General features: G+C 65.6%; 13 protein-coding genes. 6 read left to right on the top strand and 7 right to left on the bottom strand.

From position 1 onward, the window contains the following. Window positions 1-906 carry a LysR family transcriptional regulator gene (locus KUV81_RS07340; RefSeq protein WP_222543172.1) on the top strand — a complete coding sequence of 302 codons (906 nt, stop codon included), beginning with the start codon at window positions 1-3 and terminating at the stop codon, window positions 904-906. Here the strand turns inward: KUV81_RS07340 and KUV81_RS07345 are convergent. The 3 genes from KUV81_RS07345 to imuA are packed head-to-tail and all read right to left on the bottom strand — an operon-like array spanning window position 889 to window position 5,965. Next, a complete protein-coding gene (locus tag KUV81_RS07345) occupies window positions 889-3,939 on the bottom strand; it encodes an error-prone DNA polymerase (protein WP_222543173.1) in 3,051 nt (1,016 codons plus the stop codon). The genes KUV81_RS07340 and KUV81_RS07345 overlap by 18 nt on opposite strands. Further along, window positions 3,939-5,318, bottom strand: a complete 1,380-nt coding sequence (locus KUV81_RS07350; RefSeq protein WP_222543174.1) for a Y-family DNA polymerase — start codon at window positions 5,316-5,318, stop codon at window positions 3,939-3,941. Before KUV81_RS07350 ends, KUV81_RS07345 begins: the two co-directional genes overlap by 1 nt. After that, window positions 5,318-5,965: a translesion DNA synthesis-associated protein ImuA gene (gene imuA, locus KUV81_RS07355; protein ID WP_222543175.1), complete on the bottom strand. Its 648-nt coding sequence runs from the start codon at window positions 5,963-5,965 to the stop codon at window positions 5,318-5,320. Before imuA ends, KUV81_RS07350 begins: the two co-directional genes overlap by 1 nt. A gap of 213 nt (window positions 5,966-6,178) precedes the next feature. On the opposite strand from imuA, the gene KUV81_RS07360 reads away from it, so the two are divergent. After that, window positions 6,179-6,772 carry a serine O-acetyltransferase gene (locus KUV81_RS07360; RefSeq protein ID WP_222543176.1) on the top strand — a complete coding sequence of 198 codons (594 nt, stop codon included), beginning with the start codon at window positions 6,179-6,181 and terminating at the stop codon, window positions 6,770-6,772. Here the strand turns inward: KUV81_RS07360 and fghA are convergent, their stop codons facing one another. Together fghA and KUV81_RS07370 are read right to left on the bottom strand one after the other, a co-directional pair. Beyond that, window positions 6,773-7,606, bottom strand: coding sequence for an S-formylglutathione hydrolase (gene fghA, locus KUV81_RS07365; RefSeq protein WP_222543177.1), 834 nt, complete (start codon window positions 7,604-7,606; stop codon window positions 6,773-6,775). A gap of 9 nt (window positions 7,607-7,615) precedes the next feature. Further along, window positions 7,616-8,722, bottom strand: coding sequence for an S-(hydroxymethyl)glutathione dehydrogenase/class III alcohol dehydrogenase (locus KUV81_RS07370; RefSeq protein WP_222543178.1), 1,107 nt, complete (start codon window positions 8,720-8,722; stop codon window positions 7,616-7,618). Between the two features lie 164 nt (window positions 8,723-8,886). Between KUV81_RS07370 and KUV81_RS07375 the strand changes: the two genes are divergently transcribed. Both KUV81_RS07375 and KUV81_RS07380 read left to right on the top strand, forming a co-directional pair. Beyond that, window positions 8,887-9,231: an MGMT family protein gene (locus tag KUV81_RS07375; protein WP_222543179.1), complete on the top strand. Its 345-nt coding sequence runs from the start codon at window positions 8,887-8,889 to the stop codon at window positions 9,229-9,231. An 11-nt stretch (window positions 9,232-9,242) separates the two neighbouring features. Further along, complete coding sequence (locus tag KUV81_RS07380; protein WP_222543180.1) at window positions 9,243-9,929, top strand: DUF3108 domain-containing protein; 687 nt, start codon at window positions 9,243-9,245, stop codon at window positions 9,927-9,929. A 58-nt stretch (window positions 9,930-9,987) separates the two neighbouring features. On the opposite strand, the gene KUV81_RS07385 is transcribed toward KUV81_RS07380, so the two are convergent. Continuing rightward, window positions 9,988-10,767: a class II glutamine amidotransferase gene (locus tag KUV81_RS07385; RefSeq protein WP_222543181.1), complete on the bottom strand. Its 780-nt coding sequence runs from the start codon at window positions 10,765-10,767 to the stop codon at window positions 9,988-9,990. A 216-nt stretch (window positions 10,768-10,983) separates the two neighbouring features. Here KUV81_RS07385 and fadE point away from each other — a divergent pair, with 216 nt between their 5' ends. Together fadE and KUV81_RS07395 are read left to right on the top strand one after the other, a co-directional pair. Continuing rightward, complete coding sequence (gene fadE, locus KUV81_RS07390) at window positions 10,984-13,431, top strand: acyl-CoA dehydrogenase FadE (protein WP_222543182.1); 2,448 nt, start codon at window positions 10,984-10,986, stop codon at window positions 13,429-13,431. 225 nt (window positions 13,432-13,656) lie between these two features. Further along, complete coding sequence (locus tag KUV81_RS07395; RefSeq protein WP_222543183.1) at window positions 13,657-14,016, top strand: hypothetical protein; 360 nt, start codon at window positions 13,657-13,659, stop codon at window positions 14,014-14,016. Between the two features lie 51 nt (window positions 14,017-14,067). Here KUV81_RS07395 and KUV81_RS07400 read toward each other — a convergent pair whose 3' ends face one another. Then, window positions 14,068-14,925 (bottom strand): OmpA family protein, encoded by an 858-nt coding sequence (locus KUV81_RS07400; RefSeq protein WP_222543184.1) that lies wholly within the window; start codon window positions 14,923-14,925, stop codon window positions 14,068-14,070. Window positions 14,926-14,999 lie beyond the last annotated feature (74 nt).

Here is a 14,999-nt window from a genome sequence, read left to right on the forward strand (position 1 = left end):
ATGCGCGTCACACTGAAACAGCTCGCCGTCTTTCGGGCGGTGTGCGAACACCAACAGCTGTCCAAGGCAGCCCGCCACCTGCACCTGTCGGTGCCGGCGGTGAGCATGAACCTCAAGGAGCTGGAGAGCTCTTTGGGCGCCCGGCTGTTTGAGCGCACCCCCAATGGGCTGATGATCACCGACTCGGGCAACCTGGTGCTGCCCTACGCCAACGCCGCCTTGAACCAGGTGGGTCAGCTGGAGCAGCTGTTCAAGGACCAGGCCCAGGGGATTGGCGGCACCCTCAACATCGGCGCCAACAAGACCTCCGGCAACTACGTGCTCTCCCGCAAGCTGCCCCAGTTCAAGGCCCGCTACCCCTCGGTCAGCACCCGATTGAAGATCGGCCCCAGCGCCGAAATCGAAGCCATGGTGCACCGCAACGAGCTGGATCTGGCCTTCATCAACCAGCGCCCCAGCGACAAGGCGCTGGAGTCCCTGCGCTGGCGCAGTGACCGCCTCTGTGTGGTGGCCGCTCCGGGTCACAAGCTGGCCCACCGGGCTCCCACGGCGGCGGAACTGAGCGCCGCCACCTGGATCCTCGACGAGGAGCACTCCGCCACCCGGATCGCCTCACTGCACCTGCTCAAGGAGCTGGGGGTGACGGTGCAGCAGGAGATCATCATGAACACCATGGGGGCGATCAAACGGGCGGTGGGCACCGGGTTGGGGCTCAGTGTCCTGCCCCTGCTCTCGGTGGACGCCGAGCTGGAGCGGGGCGATCTGCGCGAGCTGGCCTTCGAAGTGCCCAACCAGTCCCGCTACATCTACGCCATCTACAAGCCGGAGAACCTCACCCCGCTGGTGGATCACTTCCTGGAGTGCTGCGATGTGCCCCGGGAGGGGACATCAGCGAAAGTCTCTTGAGTGCACCGACAGGGAGGCGATCCGTCCGGACCAGTCTTCGAGCTGGCCGGCGATGACGTGGATCACCTCCCCCTCCCGCTCCAGAATCCCCTTTACCTTCAATAGCCGGGCCGTCAGGTAGGGCTGGCGCTGAGCCCGCGCGGTGTCCGCCCACACCACCACGTTGGCGTTGCCGGTCTCATCCTCCAAAGTGATGAAGGTGACCCCCGAAGCGGTGGCCGGCCGCTGACGCCCCACCACCAGCCCCGCCAGCTGCACCAGCTGACCGTGCCGACACTCCAGCAGATCCGCCGCCCGCAGGCAGCGAGCCAGCTGGCCCTGCTCCCGCAGCAGGCTGAGGGGGTGACGACCGAGGCTGAGGCCCAGTTGCCGGTAATCCGCCAGGATCCCCTCCGCCTCCTCCGGCGCCGCCAGCTGCACCGCGGTCTCCCCTTCACAGTCGACGAACAGCGGCAACTGCTGGGCCTCGCCGGCCAGCAGCCAGCGGGCCTGGTGACGATGGCCCGCCAGCACCGCCAGGGCATCGGCACTGGCCAGCGCCTCCAGGGCTCCGCGGTCCAACCCCGCCCCCTTGACCAGCTGGTGCACCGTCTCAAAGCCGCCCTCCGGCCGCGCCGCCAGCAGCCGCGTCACCGCCCCGCTGCTGAGCCCCTTCACCAGGCGAAACCCCAGTCGCAGGGCCATCTCCCCCTCCACCGCCACCACCTGGTGATCCCAGAGGCTGTGGTTGACCGACACCGGCAGCACCCGTCCCCCATGACGCTGCAGATCCTGTACCAGCTGGGAGGGGGTGTAGAACCCCATCGGCTGGCTGTTGAGCAGCGCGCAGGTAAAGGCCACCGGGTAGTGGTGCTTGAGCCAGGCCGAGGCGTAGGCCAGCAGAGCGAAGCTGGCGGAGTGGGACTCGGGGAAGCCGTATTCGCCAAAGCCGCGGATCTGGCGAAAGATCTGGTCGGCAAACTCGGCGCTGTAGCCCCGTGCCGCCATCCCGGCTTTCAGTTTGTGCTCAAACTGCTCTAGCTCACCGTGGCGCTTCCAGCTGGCCATGGCCCGGCGCAGCCGGTCCGCCTCCCCGCCAGAGAACCCCGCGGCCACCATCGCCAGCTTGATCACCTGCTCCTGGAAGATGGGCACCCCCAGGGTGCGCGCCAGCACCCCTTTGACCGCGTCACTGGGGTAATCCACCGGCTCCAGACCGTGGCGACGCTTGAGGTAGGGGTGCACCATGTCCCCCTGGATGGGGCCGGGCCGGACGATGGCGATCTGCACCACCAGATCGTAGTAGCAGCGGGGGCGCAGCCTCGGCAGCATGTTGCTCTGGGCCCGGGACTCGATCTGGAACACCCCGACGCTGTCCGCCCGGCACAGCATGTCGTACACCGCCGGGTCCTCCCAGGCCACGTCACAGAGCGCCATGGGTGCTCCCCGCCACTGTCCCACCAGATCCAGGCAGCGGCGGATGGCGCTGAGCATCCCCAGGGCCAGGATGTCCACCTTGAGCAGCCCCAAGGCCTCCAGATCGTCCTTGTCCCACTGGATCACGGTGCGATCCGCCATGGCGGCGTTCTCCACCGGCACCAACGCCGACAGCGGCCCGGCGGAGATGACAAAGCCCCCCACGTGCTGGGAGAGGTGGCGGGGAAAGCCCAGCAACTGCTCCACCAGGGTGATCAGCAGCTCACCGGGCCGCCCCCCTAGCCCCAGGGTGCGCAGCTGGGCCTGCCAGGGGCGGCTGGGATCCCGCCGGTCCACCCCGCGGATCAGCCGTTCAATCAGCCCCTCGTCGATCCCCAGCACCTTGCCCAGATCCCGCATGGCGCTTTTGAAGCGGTAGCTGATCACCGTGGCCGCCAGCGCCGCCCGGCCCCGGCCGTATTTGCGGTAGACGTACTGGATCACCTCCTCCCGCCGCTGGTGCTCGAAATCCACGTCGATGTCCGGCGGCTCATTGCGCTCCCGGGAGAGGAAGCGTTCGAACAGCAGGTTGACCTTGGTGGGGTCCACCTCGGTGATCCCCAGGCAATAACACACCACGGAGTTGGCCGCCGAGCCGCGCCCCTGGTGCAGGATCCCGGCTCCCTGGGCGAACTGGACGATGTCGTAGATGGTGAGAAAGAAGTAGTGGTATCCCAGCTCGTCGATCAGGGCGAACTCCTGCGCCAACTGAGCCGAGACCGCCTCGGGCAGCGCCTCACCGAAGCGGCGTCGGGCCCCCTTCAGCGTCTCCTGGCGCAGATACTCGGCGGCGCTCATCCCCTCGGGCACCAGCTCCGCCGGGTATTCGTAGCGCAGCTCATCGAGGGAGAAGTGGCAGCGCTTTACCACCTGTTGGGTCTCGTCCAGCCAGGCGGCGCGATGACGGCGCGCCAGCTGGTCCAGCGGTTTCAGGTAAGCCTCGGCGTTGCTGGCCAGGCGCTGACCGGCCTGGCTCAGGGCACAGCCTAGGTGGATGCAGCCCAGGGCATCCAGCAGGGGCTTGCGTCCCTTGTCGTGCATCCGCACCGGATCCGCCGCCACCAGGGGCACCGCCAGGGCCTGCCCCAGCCGTTCCAGCGCCTGGCACCAGGCCCCCTCGCCGGGCCCCAGAACCCGCTGGGCCATCAGGTAGAGGCGGTCGCCGAAGCGCGCCTTGAGCGTTTCCCCCAGGCCCTGGGCCGCCTCCGGCGTCGGTGGGGCCCAGAGCAGCAGGCAGTGGGGTTGGTCCAGGTCGGCCCAGGTCAGGGCGTATTGCCCCTTGTCACAGCGGCGCCGGGCGGTGGTGATCAGCGCCGACAGCTCGCCATAGCCGGTGCGGTTCATCGCCAGCAGCACCAGACGGTGCTCCGCCAGGGCAAACTCGCTGCCGATCAGCAGGGTGAGCCCCTGCTCCTTGGCCGCCACGTGGGCCTTGACCACCCCGGCCAGGGAGCACTCGTCGGTCAGGGCCAGGGCCTGGTAACCCAGTGCCGAGGCCCGCGCCACCAGCTCCTCAGGGTGGGAGGCGCCCTGCAAAAAGCTGTAGTTGCTGGCAGCGCGCAGCTGGGCAAACCCCATCAGAAGCACCCGTGCACAAACCAGCCCCGGACGTCCCGGAACAGCCACAGCCGCCGCCCCTCTGCGTCCAGGCCCACGAAGTAGTCCCGGGCCACGGGCTCGTCGTCCCACCAACCGGTTTCGATCCGCTCCGGGCCCTCCAGCAGCGTCAGCCCCGCTCGCTCGACGGGCTGGGGCTGGGGCAACAGCCACAGGGGACGCGCCGCAGCGGGCGCTTCACCGCCTCCCTCCCCCGCCGGGCAGGACTGGCTGGCGTACTCAGGGCGAGGCTCCGCCACCGAGCGCAGACCGTAGATCCGCTCCGGCCCCAGCCGGGCCGCCAGCTGGGCCAGCAGGTCCCGGGCGGCCCGGTCCGGTACGCCGCCGGGCAGCAGGCCCCCGGACTCCGCCGCCAGGGGCAGCAGCGGGTCGGCCTCCAGCTCGATAGCGATCACCGGCTCATAGAGCACCAGCCGCGCCAGCTGGAGCTGGCACAGGGTCAGCCAGGCATCGCTGCGGTGCTCCGGCCCGGCCCCGCGCAGGATCATCCGGGTGTCGGCCCGATGGCGGTGACAGAGGGTCAGGGTCAGGCTCGAGGCGGCCAGCTGACGCCGGCGCAGCACCTCTTCGAGCTCCTGGAACAGGCGGTTGAGGGGGAAGCGCAGCACCGCCAGATGCTCCACCTCCTCCATCAACTCGAGCCGCCGTCGGTAGTGCTCCGGCGGGGTGAAATGGGGACGGGGATCCGGCCGCTCCCCCAGCAGCCGCTCCAGCTGCAGCAGCAGCTCAGCGCCGAAGCGCTGACCCAGCTCCGCCCGGGGCAGCGCCAGCAGGGCCGCCCCCTGGCGAACCCCCATGGCCGCCAGCCGGGCCTGGGTCGCTTCGGGCAGATCCCAGGCGCTCAGCGGCAGTGGCGCCAGGGCCTCGGCCACCGGTCGGGGGGTGGGCTCCAAGCATCCCGCCCTGGCCAGCAGGGCGGCGGCCATGGGGGTGGAGCTCAGGGCCCAGTGGTGGGGCAGCGCCAGGGCCTTGAGCCCCTGCTCCAGCTGGGCCAACCAGGGCGCCAGCCCACCGAACAGGCGCAGCATGGAGCGCACCTCCAGCACCAGGGTTTGAGGGGGAAAGCGCATCACCTGGCCGCTGAACCCGTAAGCCCACTGGGCCAGCTCATCCAGCAGCGGCGCCTGGGCCGGCAGGGGGTGGCAGATCAGCCCATCGCACAGGGCAGTGGCGGTGGCCAGGCGCTGACCGGGCGTCACCCCCGCCGCCCGGGCCGCCTCGTTGCACTGGCACACCACCAGGGGGTGGCCGTCAAACAGGGCCAGGGGCCGGGCCGGATCCGCCAGCCCACGGGCCAGGTGATGCAGCGCCAGATCGGGAAAGTGGATCCCTGCCAGCATCACCAGGGCCCCTGGATCAGCACCGACGGGGCCGACTCCGAGCCCGAGCGGGGCTGAAAGAAGGCCGGCTGGGGCCAACCCCCCCGCTGCTTGAGAATGCTCAGCCAGTACCCCTCGGGCGTCAGCTGCCACTTCAGGCGCAGGGGCACCGGATGGGGTTCGCTCTCCAGGGTGGGGGGCAGGTGCAGCACCAGCAGGCACTGGCCCCGCTCCGCTGCCAGTTGCAGACGCCGCACCTGGGCCAGGGTGGGGGCTTCCAGCCAGGCCAGGACCAGGGCGCAACGCCCGCTGCCCAGTGCCTGCTCCAGGGCCCAGAGCCGCTCCTTGTGGCAATCGGTGTCGATGCAGATAAAACGGGCCAGATCCACGCCCAGGGCCTGCAGCCCCGGACCGTAGGCGGGCACCGGCGGGGCCAGGCACAGCTGCCAGCGATCCGGCGAGGCCTGACGCAGCAGTGATGCCACCAGGGGACTGATCCCCAGGGCCGGCCCCAGCAGCTCCACCACCCCGATTTGGGGCCAGCCACCGGCCACCAAACGGCGGTCCAGCTCGGCAAAGCCGGTGGCCATCCCCGCCTGCTGGGCGGGTTGCTGGCGGGCCAGCCAGATGTCTTGTCGATTGAGCAGCGTTGAGACCTGGGCTTCCATGGGAATACGCGATTAACTGTATATATATACAGTATAGATCGACCCCCGGGGCGATCCGCAACCGCTTTGCAAGATATCTGTCGCCAAAACCGGCACAGCAGTGATCAGCTGCTATGCTGACAACTCAGGTTCGGCCTTGATCTGGCAGACAAAACGCCACCTGCCCCAGGATCTTATTGAGTGGAAGTGCAAAGGAGCCACGGGGATGACACCATGCCCATAAGCAGTTACGCCATGTTCCAACAGTACCTGGAGCAGGATCGCGTTTATTCCAAGCGCTCTCCCGGCGTACTCAAATACCTGTTCGATGGGATCTGGCAATTCACTGTGCTGCTGAGATTGTGCGAGTGGCTCAATAACTGCGGCCACCGCAAAAGCTACCTGCTGCTCTGCCCCGTCTTCCGCTGGCGCTCCCGCACCCTGGGCTTCACCATCCCCATCAACACCTTCGGCCCGGGCCTCTACGTGCCGCACTACGGCACCATCGTCATCAACACCCGGGCCCGCATCGGCCAGAACTGCACCATCCACACCGACGTCTGCATCGGCCGTCATCCGGACAGCAAGGAGCGGGTGCCGGTGCTGGGGGATAACATCTACATCGGGCCCGGCGCCAAGATCTACGACGCCATCACCGTCGCCTCCGGCGCCACCATTGGCGCCAACGCCGTGGTCAACCGCTCGTTCAACGAGGAAAACTGCGTACTGGCGGGGGTACCGGCACGGGTGCTGTCCAAGGCTCCGGGGGCCGGCGCACCGGACACCCCGCCCTTGCAGCTGGCCTCCTTCTCCCCACCGGACGGCTGATCAGGCGCCCAGGGCCTGGGCGTGAAACCTCAGGTGATCATCGATAAAGGTGGCGATGAAGTAATAGCTGTGGTCGTAGCCGGGGTGCATCCGCAGGGTCAGGGGGTGATCCACCGCCTCGCACGCCGCCTTGAAACGCTCCGGCAACAGCTGAGTCTCCAAAAACTCGTCCTTGCTGCCCTGATCGATAAGAATCGGCAACCGCTCTTCGGCCTGAGCCACCAGCAGCGTGGCGTCGTATCCCGCCCAACTGGCCTCATCCGGCCCCAGGTAACCGGCAAACGCCTTGCGCCCCCAGGGGCACTGAGTGGGGTGGCAGATGGGGGAGAAGGCCGAGACTGAGGCGTACACCCCGGGATTGCGCAGGGCCGCCACCAGGGCGCCGTGGCCCCCCATGGAGTGCCCGCTGATGCTCTTGTCCGCCCGCACCGGCAACTGCGCCTCCACCAGGGACGGCAACTCGTCGGTGACGTATTCGTACATACGGTAGTGATCCGCCCAGGGCTGCTCGGTGGCGTCGACGTAGAAGCCGGCCCCGGAGCCAAAATCGTAGGCGTCATGCTCCCCGGGCAGGTTCAGTCCCCGGGGGCTGGTGTCCGGGCAGACGATGGCCAGCCCCAGCTGGGCCGCCAGGCGAAAAGCGCCGGCCTTCTGGCAGAAGTTCTCATCGGTGCAGGTCAGGCCTGAGAGCCAGTAGAGCACCGGCACCCGGGCCGCCATCACCTGGGGAGGCAGGAAGATGGCAAACTCCATGTCGGTGGCGGTGGCCTCACTGTGGTGGCGATAGCGCCGAAGCCAACCGTCGAACACCTCTTGTTGGGAAATCAGTTCCATTGGTTCTCCTTAAAACAGCACCACCGAGCGGATGCTCTTGCCCTGGTGCATCAAATCAAAGGCGGAGTTGATCGCCTCCAGCGGCATGGTGTGGGTGATGAGATCGTCGATGGCGATCTTGCCCTCCATGTACCAGTCGACGATCTTGGGCACGTCGGTGCGTCCCCGCGCCCCGCCAAAGGCACTGCCCTTCCAACTGCGCCCGGTCACCAACTGGAAGGGCCGGGTGCTGATCTCCTGACCGGCGCCAGCCACCCCGATGATAAAGGACTCTCCCCACCCCTTGTGGCAGCACTCCAAAGCCTGACGCATGGTGTGGACGTTGCCGATGCACTCGAAGCTGTAATCCACCCCGCCGCCGGTCAGATCGCAGATCGCCTCCACCACATTGCCCACCTCTTTGGGGTTGATGAAGTCGGTCATGCCGAATTGGCGGGCCAGGGCCACCTTGTCGGGGTTGAGATCCACCCCGATGATGCGGTCCGCTCCCACCAGTCGGGCCCCCTGAATCACATTGAGGCCGATGCCCCCCAGGCCAAACACCGCTACCGTGCTGCCCGGCTCCACCTTGGCATCGAACACCACAGCGCCGACCCCGGTGGTCACCCCGCAGCCGATGTAGCACACCTTATCAAAGGGCGCGTCCGGGCGGATCTTCGCCAGGGCAATCTCCGGCAGCACGGTGAAATTGGAGAAGGTGGAGCAGCCCATGTAATGCAGTATGGGTTGGCCATCGAGGGAGAAGCGGCTGGTGCCATCGGGCATCAGCCCCTGCCCCTGGGTACTGCGGATCGACTGGCAGAGGTTGGTCTTGGGGTGCAGGCAGAAATCGCACTGGCGGCACTCGGGGGTGTAGAGGGGAATGACGTGATCGCCGGGTTTCAAGCTGGTGACCCCCGCCCCCACCTCCACCACCACCCCGGCGCCTTCGTGGCCGAGGATGGCGGGAAAAGCCCCTTCCGGGTCGTCCCCGGAGAGGGTAAAGGCATCGGTGTGGCACACCCCGGTGGCCTTGATCTCCACCAGCACCTCACCGGCCCGGGGGCCATCCAGATCCACCTCGTGGATCGCCAAAGGCTGACCGGCGGCAAACGCCACCGCGGCTCGTGTTTTCATCGCTCTGTCCCTTTCGCCATGATGGTCGCCGCAGTATAGGTGCTGGCGCTGTGCTTCGCGTAATGGTCGGCCAGCAAACGGGTTTTCGTCCGGGACGAAAGGGTTTCTCATTTACCCGGCGCTTGTCGATAATGGGGCCCTACCCCATCACCAACAAGGCCCTTATGACACAAGCGGACAACCTGAAGCGGATCTGGTCCACACTGGAGAAGGTGCCGGCGGGAAAAGTGGTCAGCTATGGCCAGCTGGCGGATCTGGCGGGGTTGCCCGGCCGGGCCCGCCTGGCCGCTCGGGCCCTGCGTCTGGCCCCCGCGGAGCGGGCCCTGCCCTGGTTTCGCGTGATCGGCGCCAACGGCCGGATCAGCATCCCCAAGGAGAGCTCCGGCTACCAGCGGCAGATGGAGCGACTGCGGGCCGAGGGGGTGATGGTGAACAATGGCCGAGTAAAAATGTCAGAATATCAGTGGCAACCGGACCTCTCCGAACTGCTGTGGCAACTCAACTTTTAAGGACAGACTGCATGCGCCTGTTACTGTTAACCCTGCTGCTGGTGCCCCTGGCTCTGCGGGCCGACCCCTTCGCCCCCTTCCGGGCGGATTACGAAGTGTTTCACGGCAGCAAGTCCCTCGGCGGCGGCTACTACCAGTTGGAGTCCCTGGGCGACAACCGCTACCGCATGGGCTACCAGAGCAAGGTCTCCTGGCTGCTGCTGTCGGACACCCGCACCGAGACCAGCGAGTTTCTGCGCCAGGATAAGCAGCTCAAGCCGGTCAGCTACGCCATGAAGCGCAGCGGCACCGGGCCGGATTTCGGCGCCAGCATCCAGTTCGAGGAGCAGCAGATCGTGGCCCGCTATAAAAAGCGGGAGAAAACCTTCCCCACCAAAACGCCGGTGTACGACTCCCTCCTTTACCAGCAGCAGCTGCGCCTGGACGTGGCCAACGGCAAGGAGGAGATGTTCTACCCGCTGATCCAGAAAACCAGCGAACGCCACCACACTTACCGGGTGACCGGCGAGGAGGAGCTGGTGCTGCCCATTGGCCGCTTGCAGACCATCAAGGTGGAGCGCATCCGAGAGGAGGGGGATCCCAAGCGCACCCTGATCTGGTTCGTGCCGGAGCTCAACTACGTGGTGGCCCGCCTGGCCCACTACGAGGATGGGGATCTCAAGGCGGACATGCGCCTGCAGAAGGTGGACTTCAACTGAAGAAACCCTGTCATCAAAAAAGCGGCCCTTGGGCCGCTTTTTTCTTGTCGGATTCGGCTCAGGCTCCCTGGGCCACCACCCGACCGTCCTTGAACAAACACCAGCTGCCGGGGGCCATCTTGTGCCACTGCTCATTGCTGGTCAGGGGGCGGGTGGCGATCACCGTCACCACGTCCTGGGGCGTGGTCTCCTGCTTGAAGTCGATCACCATTTCCGTGTCGATAAGCCGTGCCTCACCAAAGGGGGCCTCCCGGGTGATCCAGTGCAGGTTATTGCCGCACAGGGCCAGCAGGTAGGGGCCGTCGGAGATCAGCATATTGAACACCCCCAATCGCTGCAGCGCCTTGCCCTCCTTGGCCAGAGCACGAAACGCCTGCTTGCGATCCTTCGGCGGCCGGGGGTAGCGCTCGGCCAGGCGGTCCATCAGGTGGCAAAAGGCCAGCTCGCTGTCGGTGGTGCCCACCGGCAAAAACCGCTCCGGCTTGAGCGCCTCTTTATAGCCGGTGAGCTGCCCATTGTGGGCAAAGCTCCAGTTGCGTCCCCACAGCTCTCGACCGAAGGGGTGAGTGTTCTCCAGCGACACCCGCCCTCGGTTGGCCTGACGGATGTGGCTCAACACCGTCTTGGACTTGATGGGGTAGCTTTTGAGCAGGCTGGCCACCTCGGACCGGCAGCTGGGATCGCTGTCCTTGAAGGTGCGGTTGCCCGGGCCGTCGTAGAAGGTGATGCCCCAGCCATCCTTGTGGGGGCCGGTCTTGCCGCCCCGCTCCACCAGGCCGGTAAAACTGAACACGATGTCGGTGGGCACATTGGCGCTCATGGCCAGCAATTCACACATGGGGTCTTGTCACTCTTTAATCCTGAAAAACCGGCAAAACCCGGCGCTGGATTAAGAATAACGGCAAAGCGAATGCAGCCCAAGTCCGGTCGCACCAAGGCCTCAGCAAACAATCAAACGATTGTTTACTTTTTTCGTGACAGAGGTCTGACCTGTGTCATACACTGTGATCACGCGCACAGTGCAAGGCGCACTCGAGACACAAGGAGAATGACTGTGAATACCCTGCTTTGGAGCCTCGCTGCCATCGTGATCCTAGGGGCCGCCCTTTATCACCGGGCCTCGCTGCTCATCTTTACTGCCCTGGCGGCCGCCCTGTTGGGCGTCGGTACCGCCTTGGGCTTTATCGGGCCGATCAGCTGGGGGATCTTCGCCCTGGTGTTCCTGCCGCTGAACCTGGGCCCGGTGCGCCGCGCACTGCTGACCGCACCCATTCTTAAGACCTTCAAGGGCATCATGCCCGAGATGTCCCAGACCGAGAAAGACGCCATCGAAGCGGGCACCGTCTGGTGGGACGCCGACCTCTTCTCCGGCGCCCCGGACTGGAACAAGCTGCACAACTACCCCACCGCCACCCTGACCGCCGAGGAGCAGGCCTTCCTGGACGGCCCGGTGGAAGAGGTGATGAAGATGGTCAACGAGTTCGACATCACCCACTACGATGCCGACCTGCCTCAAGAGGTGTGGCAGTACCTGAAGGACAACAAGTTCTTCGCCATGATCATCAAAAAGCAGTACGGCGGCCTGGAGTTCACCCCCTACGCCCAATCCCGCATCCTGCAGAAACTGGCCGGCCACTCCACCGTTCTGGCCTCCACCGTGGGCGTCCCCAACTCTCTGGGCCCCGGTGAGCTGCTGCAGCACTACGGTACCGAAGATCAGAAGAACCACTACCTACCCCGCCTGGCCGTAGGTAAAGAGGTGCCCTGTTTTGCCCTGACCAGCCCGGAAGCGGGCTCCGACGCCGGCGCCATCCCGGATTACGGCATCGTCTGCAAGGGCGAGTGGCAAGGCGAAGAGGTGCTGGGGATGCGCCTGACCTGGAACAAGCGCTACATCACCCTGGCCCCGGTGGCCACCGTACTGGGCCTGGCGTTCAAACTGCGCGATCCGGACGGCCTGCTGGGCAGTGAGAAAGAGATTGGCATCACCTGCGCCCTGATCCCCACCGACATGGACGGCGTGGAGATCGGCCGTCGCCACTTCCCGCTGAACAACATGTTCCAGAACGGTCCCACCCGCGGTAAAGACGTGTTCGTTCCCCTGGACTTCATCATCGGGGGCCCGAAGATGGCCGGTCAGGGCTGGCGCATGCTGGTGGAGTGCCTCTCCGTTGGCCGTGGCATCACCCTGCCCTCCAACTCCGCCGGCGGCGTGAAAACCGTGGCAGCAGCCACCGGCGCCTACGCCCGCGTTCGTCGTCAGTTCAAGCTGCCCATTGGTAAGATGGAGGGCATTGAAGAGCCGATGGCCCGCATCGGCGGTAACGCCTACCTGATGGACGGGGTCACCGCCCTGACCACCACCGGCCTGAACCTGGGTGAGAAGCCCTCGGTGATCTCCGCCATCGTCAAGATGCACCTGACCGACCGGATGCAAAAATGCCTGATCGACGCCATGGACATCCACGGCGGTAAAGGCGTGTGCCTGGGCCCGGACAACTACCTGGGCCGCGGCTACCAGGGCGCCCCCATCGCCATCACCGTGGAAGGGGCCAACATCCTGACCCGCACCATGATCATCTACGGCCAGGGCGCCATCCGCTGCCATCCGTACGTGCTCAAAGAGATGACCGCCGCCTTTGACAAGGACCAACGCAAGGCCCTGAGCGACTTTGACGGCGCGGTGTGGAGGCACGTGGGCTTCGTGTTCAGCAATCTGGTGCGCAGCGTCTGGTACGGCCTGACCGGTGCCCGTTTCTCCTCCGCCCCCTTTGGCGACCAGACCAAGCGTTACTACCAGCAGATGAACCGCTTCAGTGCCAACCTGGCCCTGCTGTCGGATCTCTCCATGGGGATGCTGGGCGGTAGCCTGAAGCGCAAAGAGCGGATCTCCGCCCGCCTGGGTGACCTGCTGAGCCAGCTCTACCTCTCCTCTGCGGCCCTGAAGCGTTACCACGACGAAGGCCGTCAGGTGGAAGACCTGCCACTGCTGCAGTGGGGTGTGGAAGACAGCCTGCACAAGCTGCAAACCAGCCTGGATGAGCTGCTGGACAACTTCCCGGCCTTCGGGGGTCTGCTGAAAGTCTTGCTGTTCCCCTTCGGCAAGCCGATGAAGCGTCCCTCCGACGTGCTGGACCACAAGGTGGCCCGCATCCTCCAGACGCCGTCCGAGACCCGCAGCCGCCTGATTGATGGCCAGTGGCTGACGCCCCACGAGAGCAATGCGGTGGGCAAACTGGAGCAAACCCTGGAGCGCATCCTGGCCGTTGAGCCCCTTTACGACAAAGTGTGCAAGGCCGCCGGCGAGAAGCTGCCCTTTATGTTCCTGGACCGCATCGCCGACCAAGGCCTGGAACTGGGCGTGCTGACCGAGCAGGAAGCGGAGCAGCTGCGTGTGGCGGAGGTCGGTCGACTCAACGCCATCAACGTCAACGACTTTGATCCGGAAGAGCTCAAGGCCCATCGGCCGCTGCCCGGCTCCGCCGCCGACCAGGCGGCCTAAGGCAAACCCACCAGGGGCCGGTCACTGACCGGCCCCTTTATTTAGCGTTCTCGCAACATCTTTTGTGATCCGCCTCACACCCCACCCCAACACCAAACCTCTGAGCGCTCACAGAGCGCACCCCATTCATCGGGCCATTCACACTTTCATTCACCGTAAAACACTTTTCTGGGAAAGTGTGACAAGTTGTCATCAGGCCGTTGTACACAACCATAGGTGGTGTGAATGATCGATAATAACGAACTGATGAGAAAGGCTTTCACTCCGAAGCCGGAAAACTTCACGCTGATCGAACAGATCGTGTCGGTGACCCAGATCGCCCACAAAATCGTGGCCCTGTCGGATCGGCTTATCGGCAGGGAGGGCGAGACGATTCGCGCCTACCAGGAAGCCCGATACCTGATGCGCCTGCTGCGCCAAAGCCGCCAGATCCAGATGGCCATGACGGCGGTACCGGAACTCAAATCCGCCGAGCAGCGCCTTGAGCAAGCCACCCTGACCCTGCCCGAGGAGGCCCTGGTGGGAGAACGCGCCCCCCTCTATCTGGCGGACGCCCAGGCCCGGCTCAAAGCGCTGATCGACTGACACAAAAAAACGCCCCTCGGGGCGTTTTTTTTTGGCTTGGTGGCGGCAGACTCAGTACTCCATCCGCACCACCACCCGCCGGTTGAGATCCCGCCCCGCCTGGGTGCGGTTGCTAGCGATGTGGCGCTGCTCTCCGTGGGCAGAGGCGATGATCCGCTCCTCCGGGATCCCTGCCCGCAGCAAGTAGTCTTTCAACTGCTCGGCCTGCTGGTTGGTGATCGCCTGGTTGGTGGCCTTGGAGCGGAAGCTGTCGGTGTAGGTGTCAGTCAGCACCAGCTCCACCGAGGGGTCCAGTACCAGGTACTGGATGATCTGATCCACCCGCCGCTGGCTGTCCTGGGTCAGCTCGCCGTCCTTCTCCTGGTAGTGCAGCACCGAGAAGGCAATGTCCTCGTAGCCAAAGGGCAGCAGGGAATCCAGGCACTGGACGAACGCCTGGTAGCTGGGGGCAAAGTTGGCGGAGGAGAGCCCCACCGCCACCTGATCCGGACTGTGCCAGTCGCGGTAGAAGAAGGTCGGCTGCATCCCCTGCTCCAGCTCAGTCAGCATCACCCAGGCTTCCTGCTTGGGCAGTTCGCCGTCAAAGTGGCGGTAGTAGGTGAGCTGAGCGATCTCCCGAGGCGGCACCCCGGGGCGCCAGGACGGCGCGACGGAGCGGACCCAGGCTTCGGTGGTGCGGTCCGGCTTGCGGCGCATCTGCAGGGTGAAGTTGAGGTTGAGATCCTTGCTGGCCCGACTGACGAACACCGCCTTGCCGTAGGCCGGGATCTCATGGGTCAGCACGCACTGCAGCGGCGAGGCCTGCTCCAGGTGCCAGTTGGAACGCTCAATGGGCGCCACGTAGTTGCGGATCCCGGCCTGGGCCTGGCCAGCCACCATCAGCGTCATCAATACCACCCAGCGTTTCATCCGCGCTCCTCAACTCAAGCTCTCTGATTTTCCTTATCGGCCCGGGCCCGGGGAGCTTTAGCCCATTCGCTCAG

Origin of the sequence: Ferrimonas balearica (assembly GCF_019802085.1) — a bacterium.
In the GTDB taxonomy this organism is placed as follows: Bacteria; Pseudomonadota; Gammaproteobacteria; order Enterobacterales; family Shewanellaceae; genus Ferrimonas; species Ferrimonas balearica_B.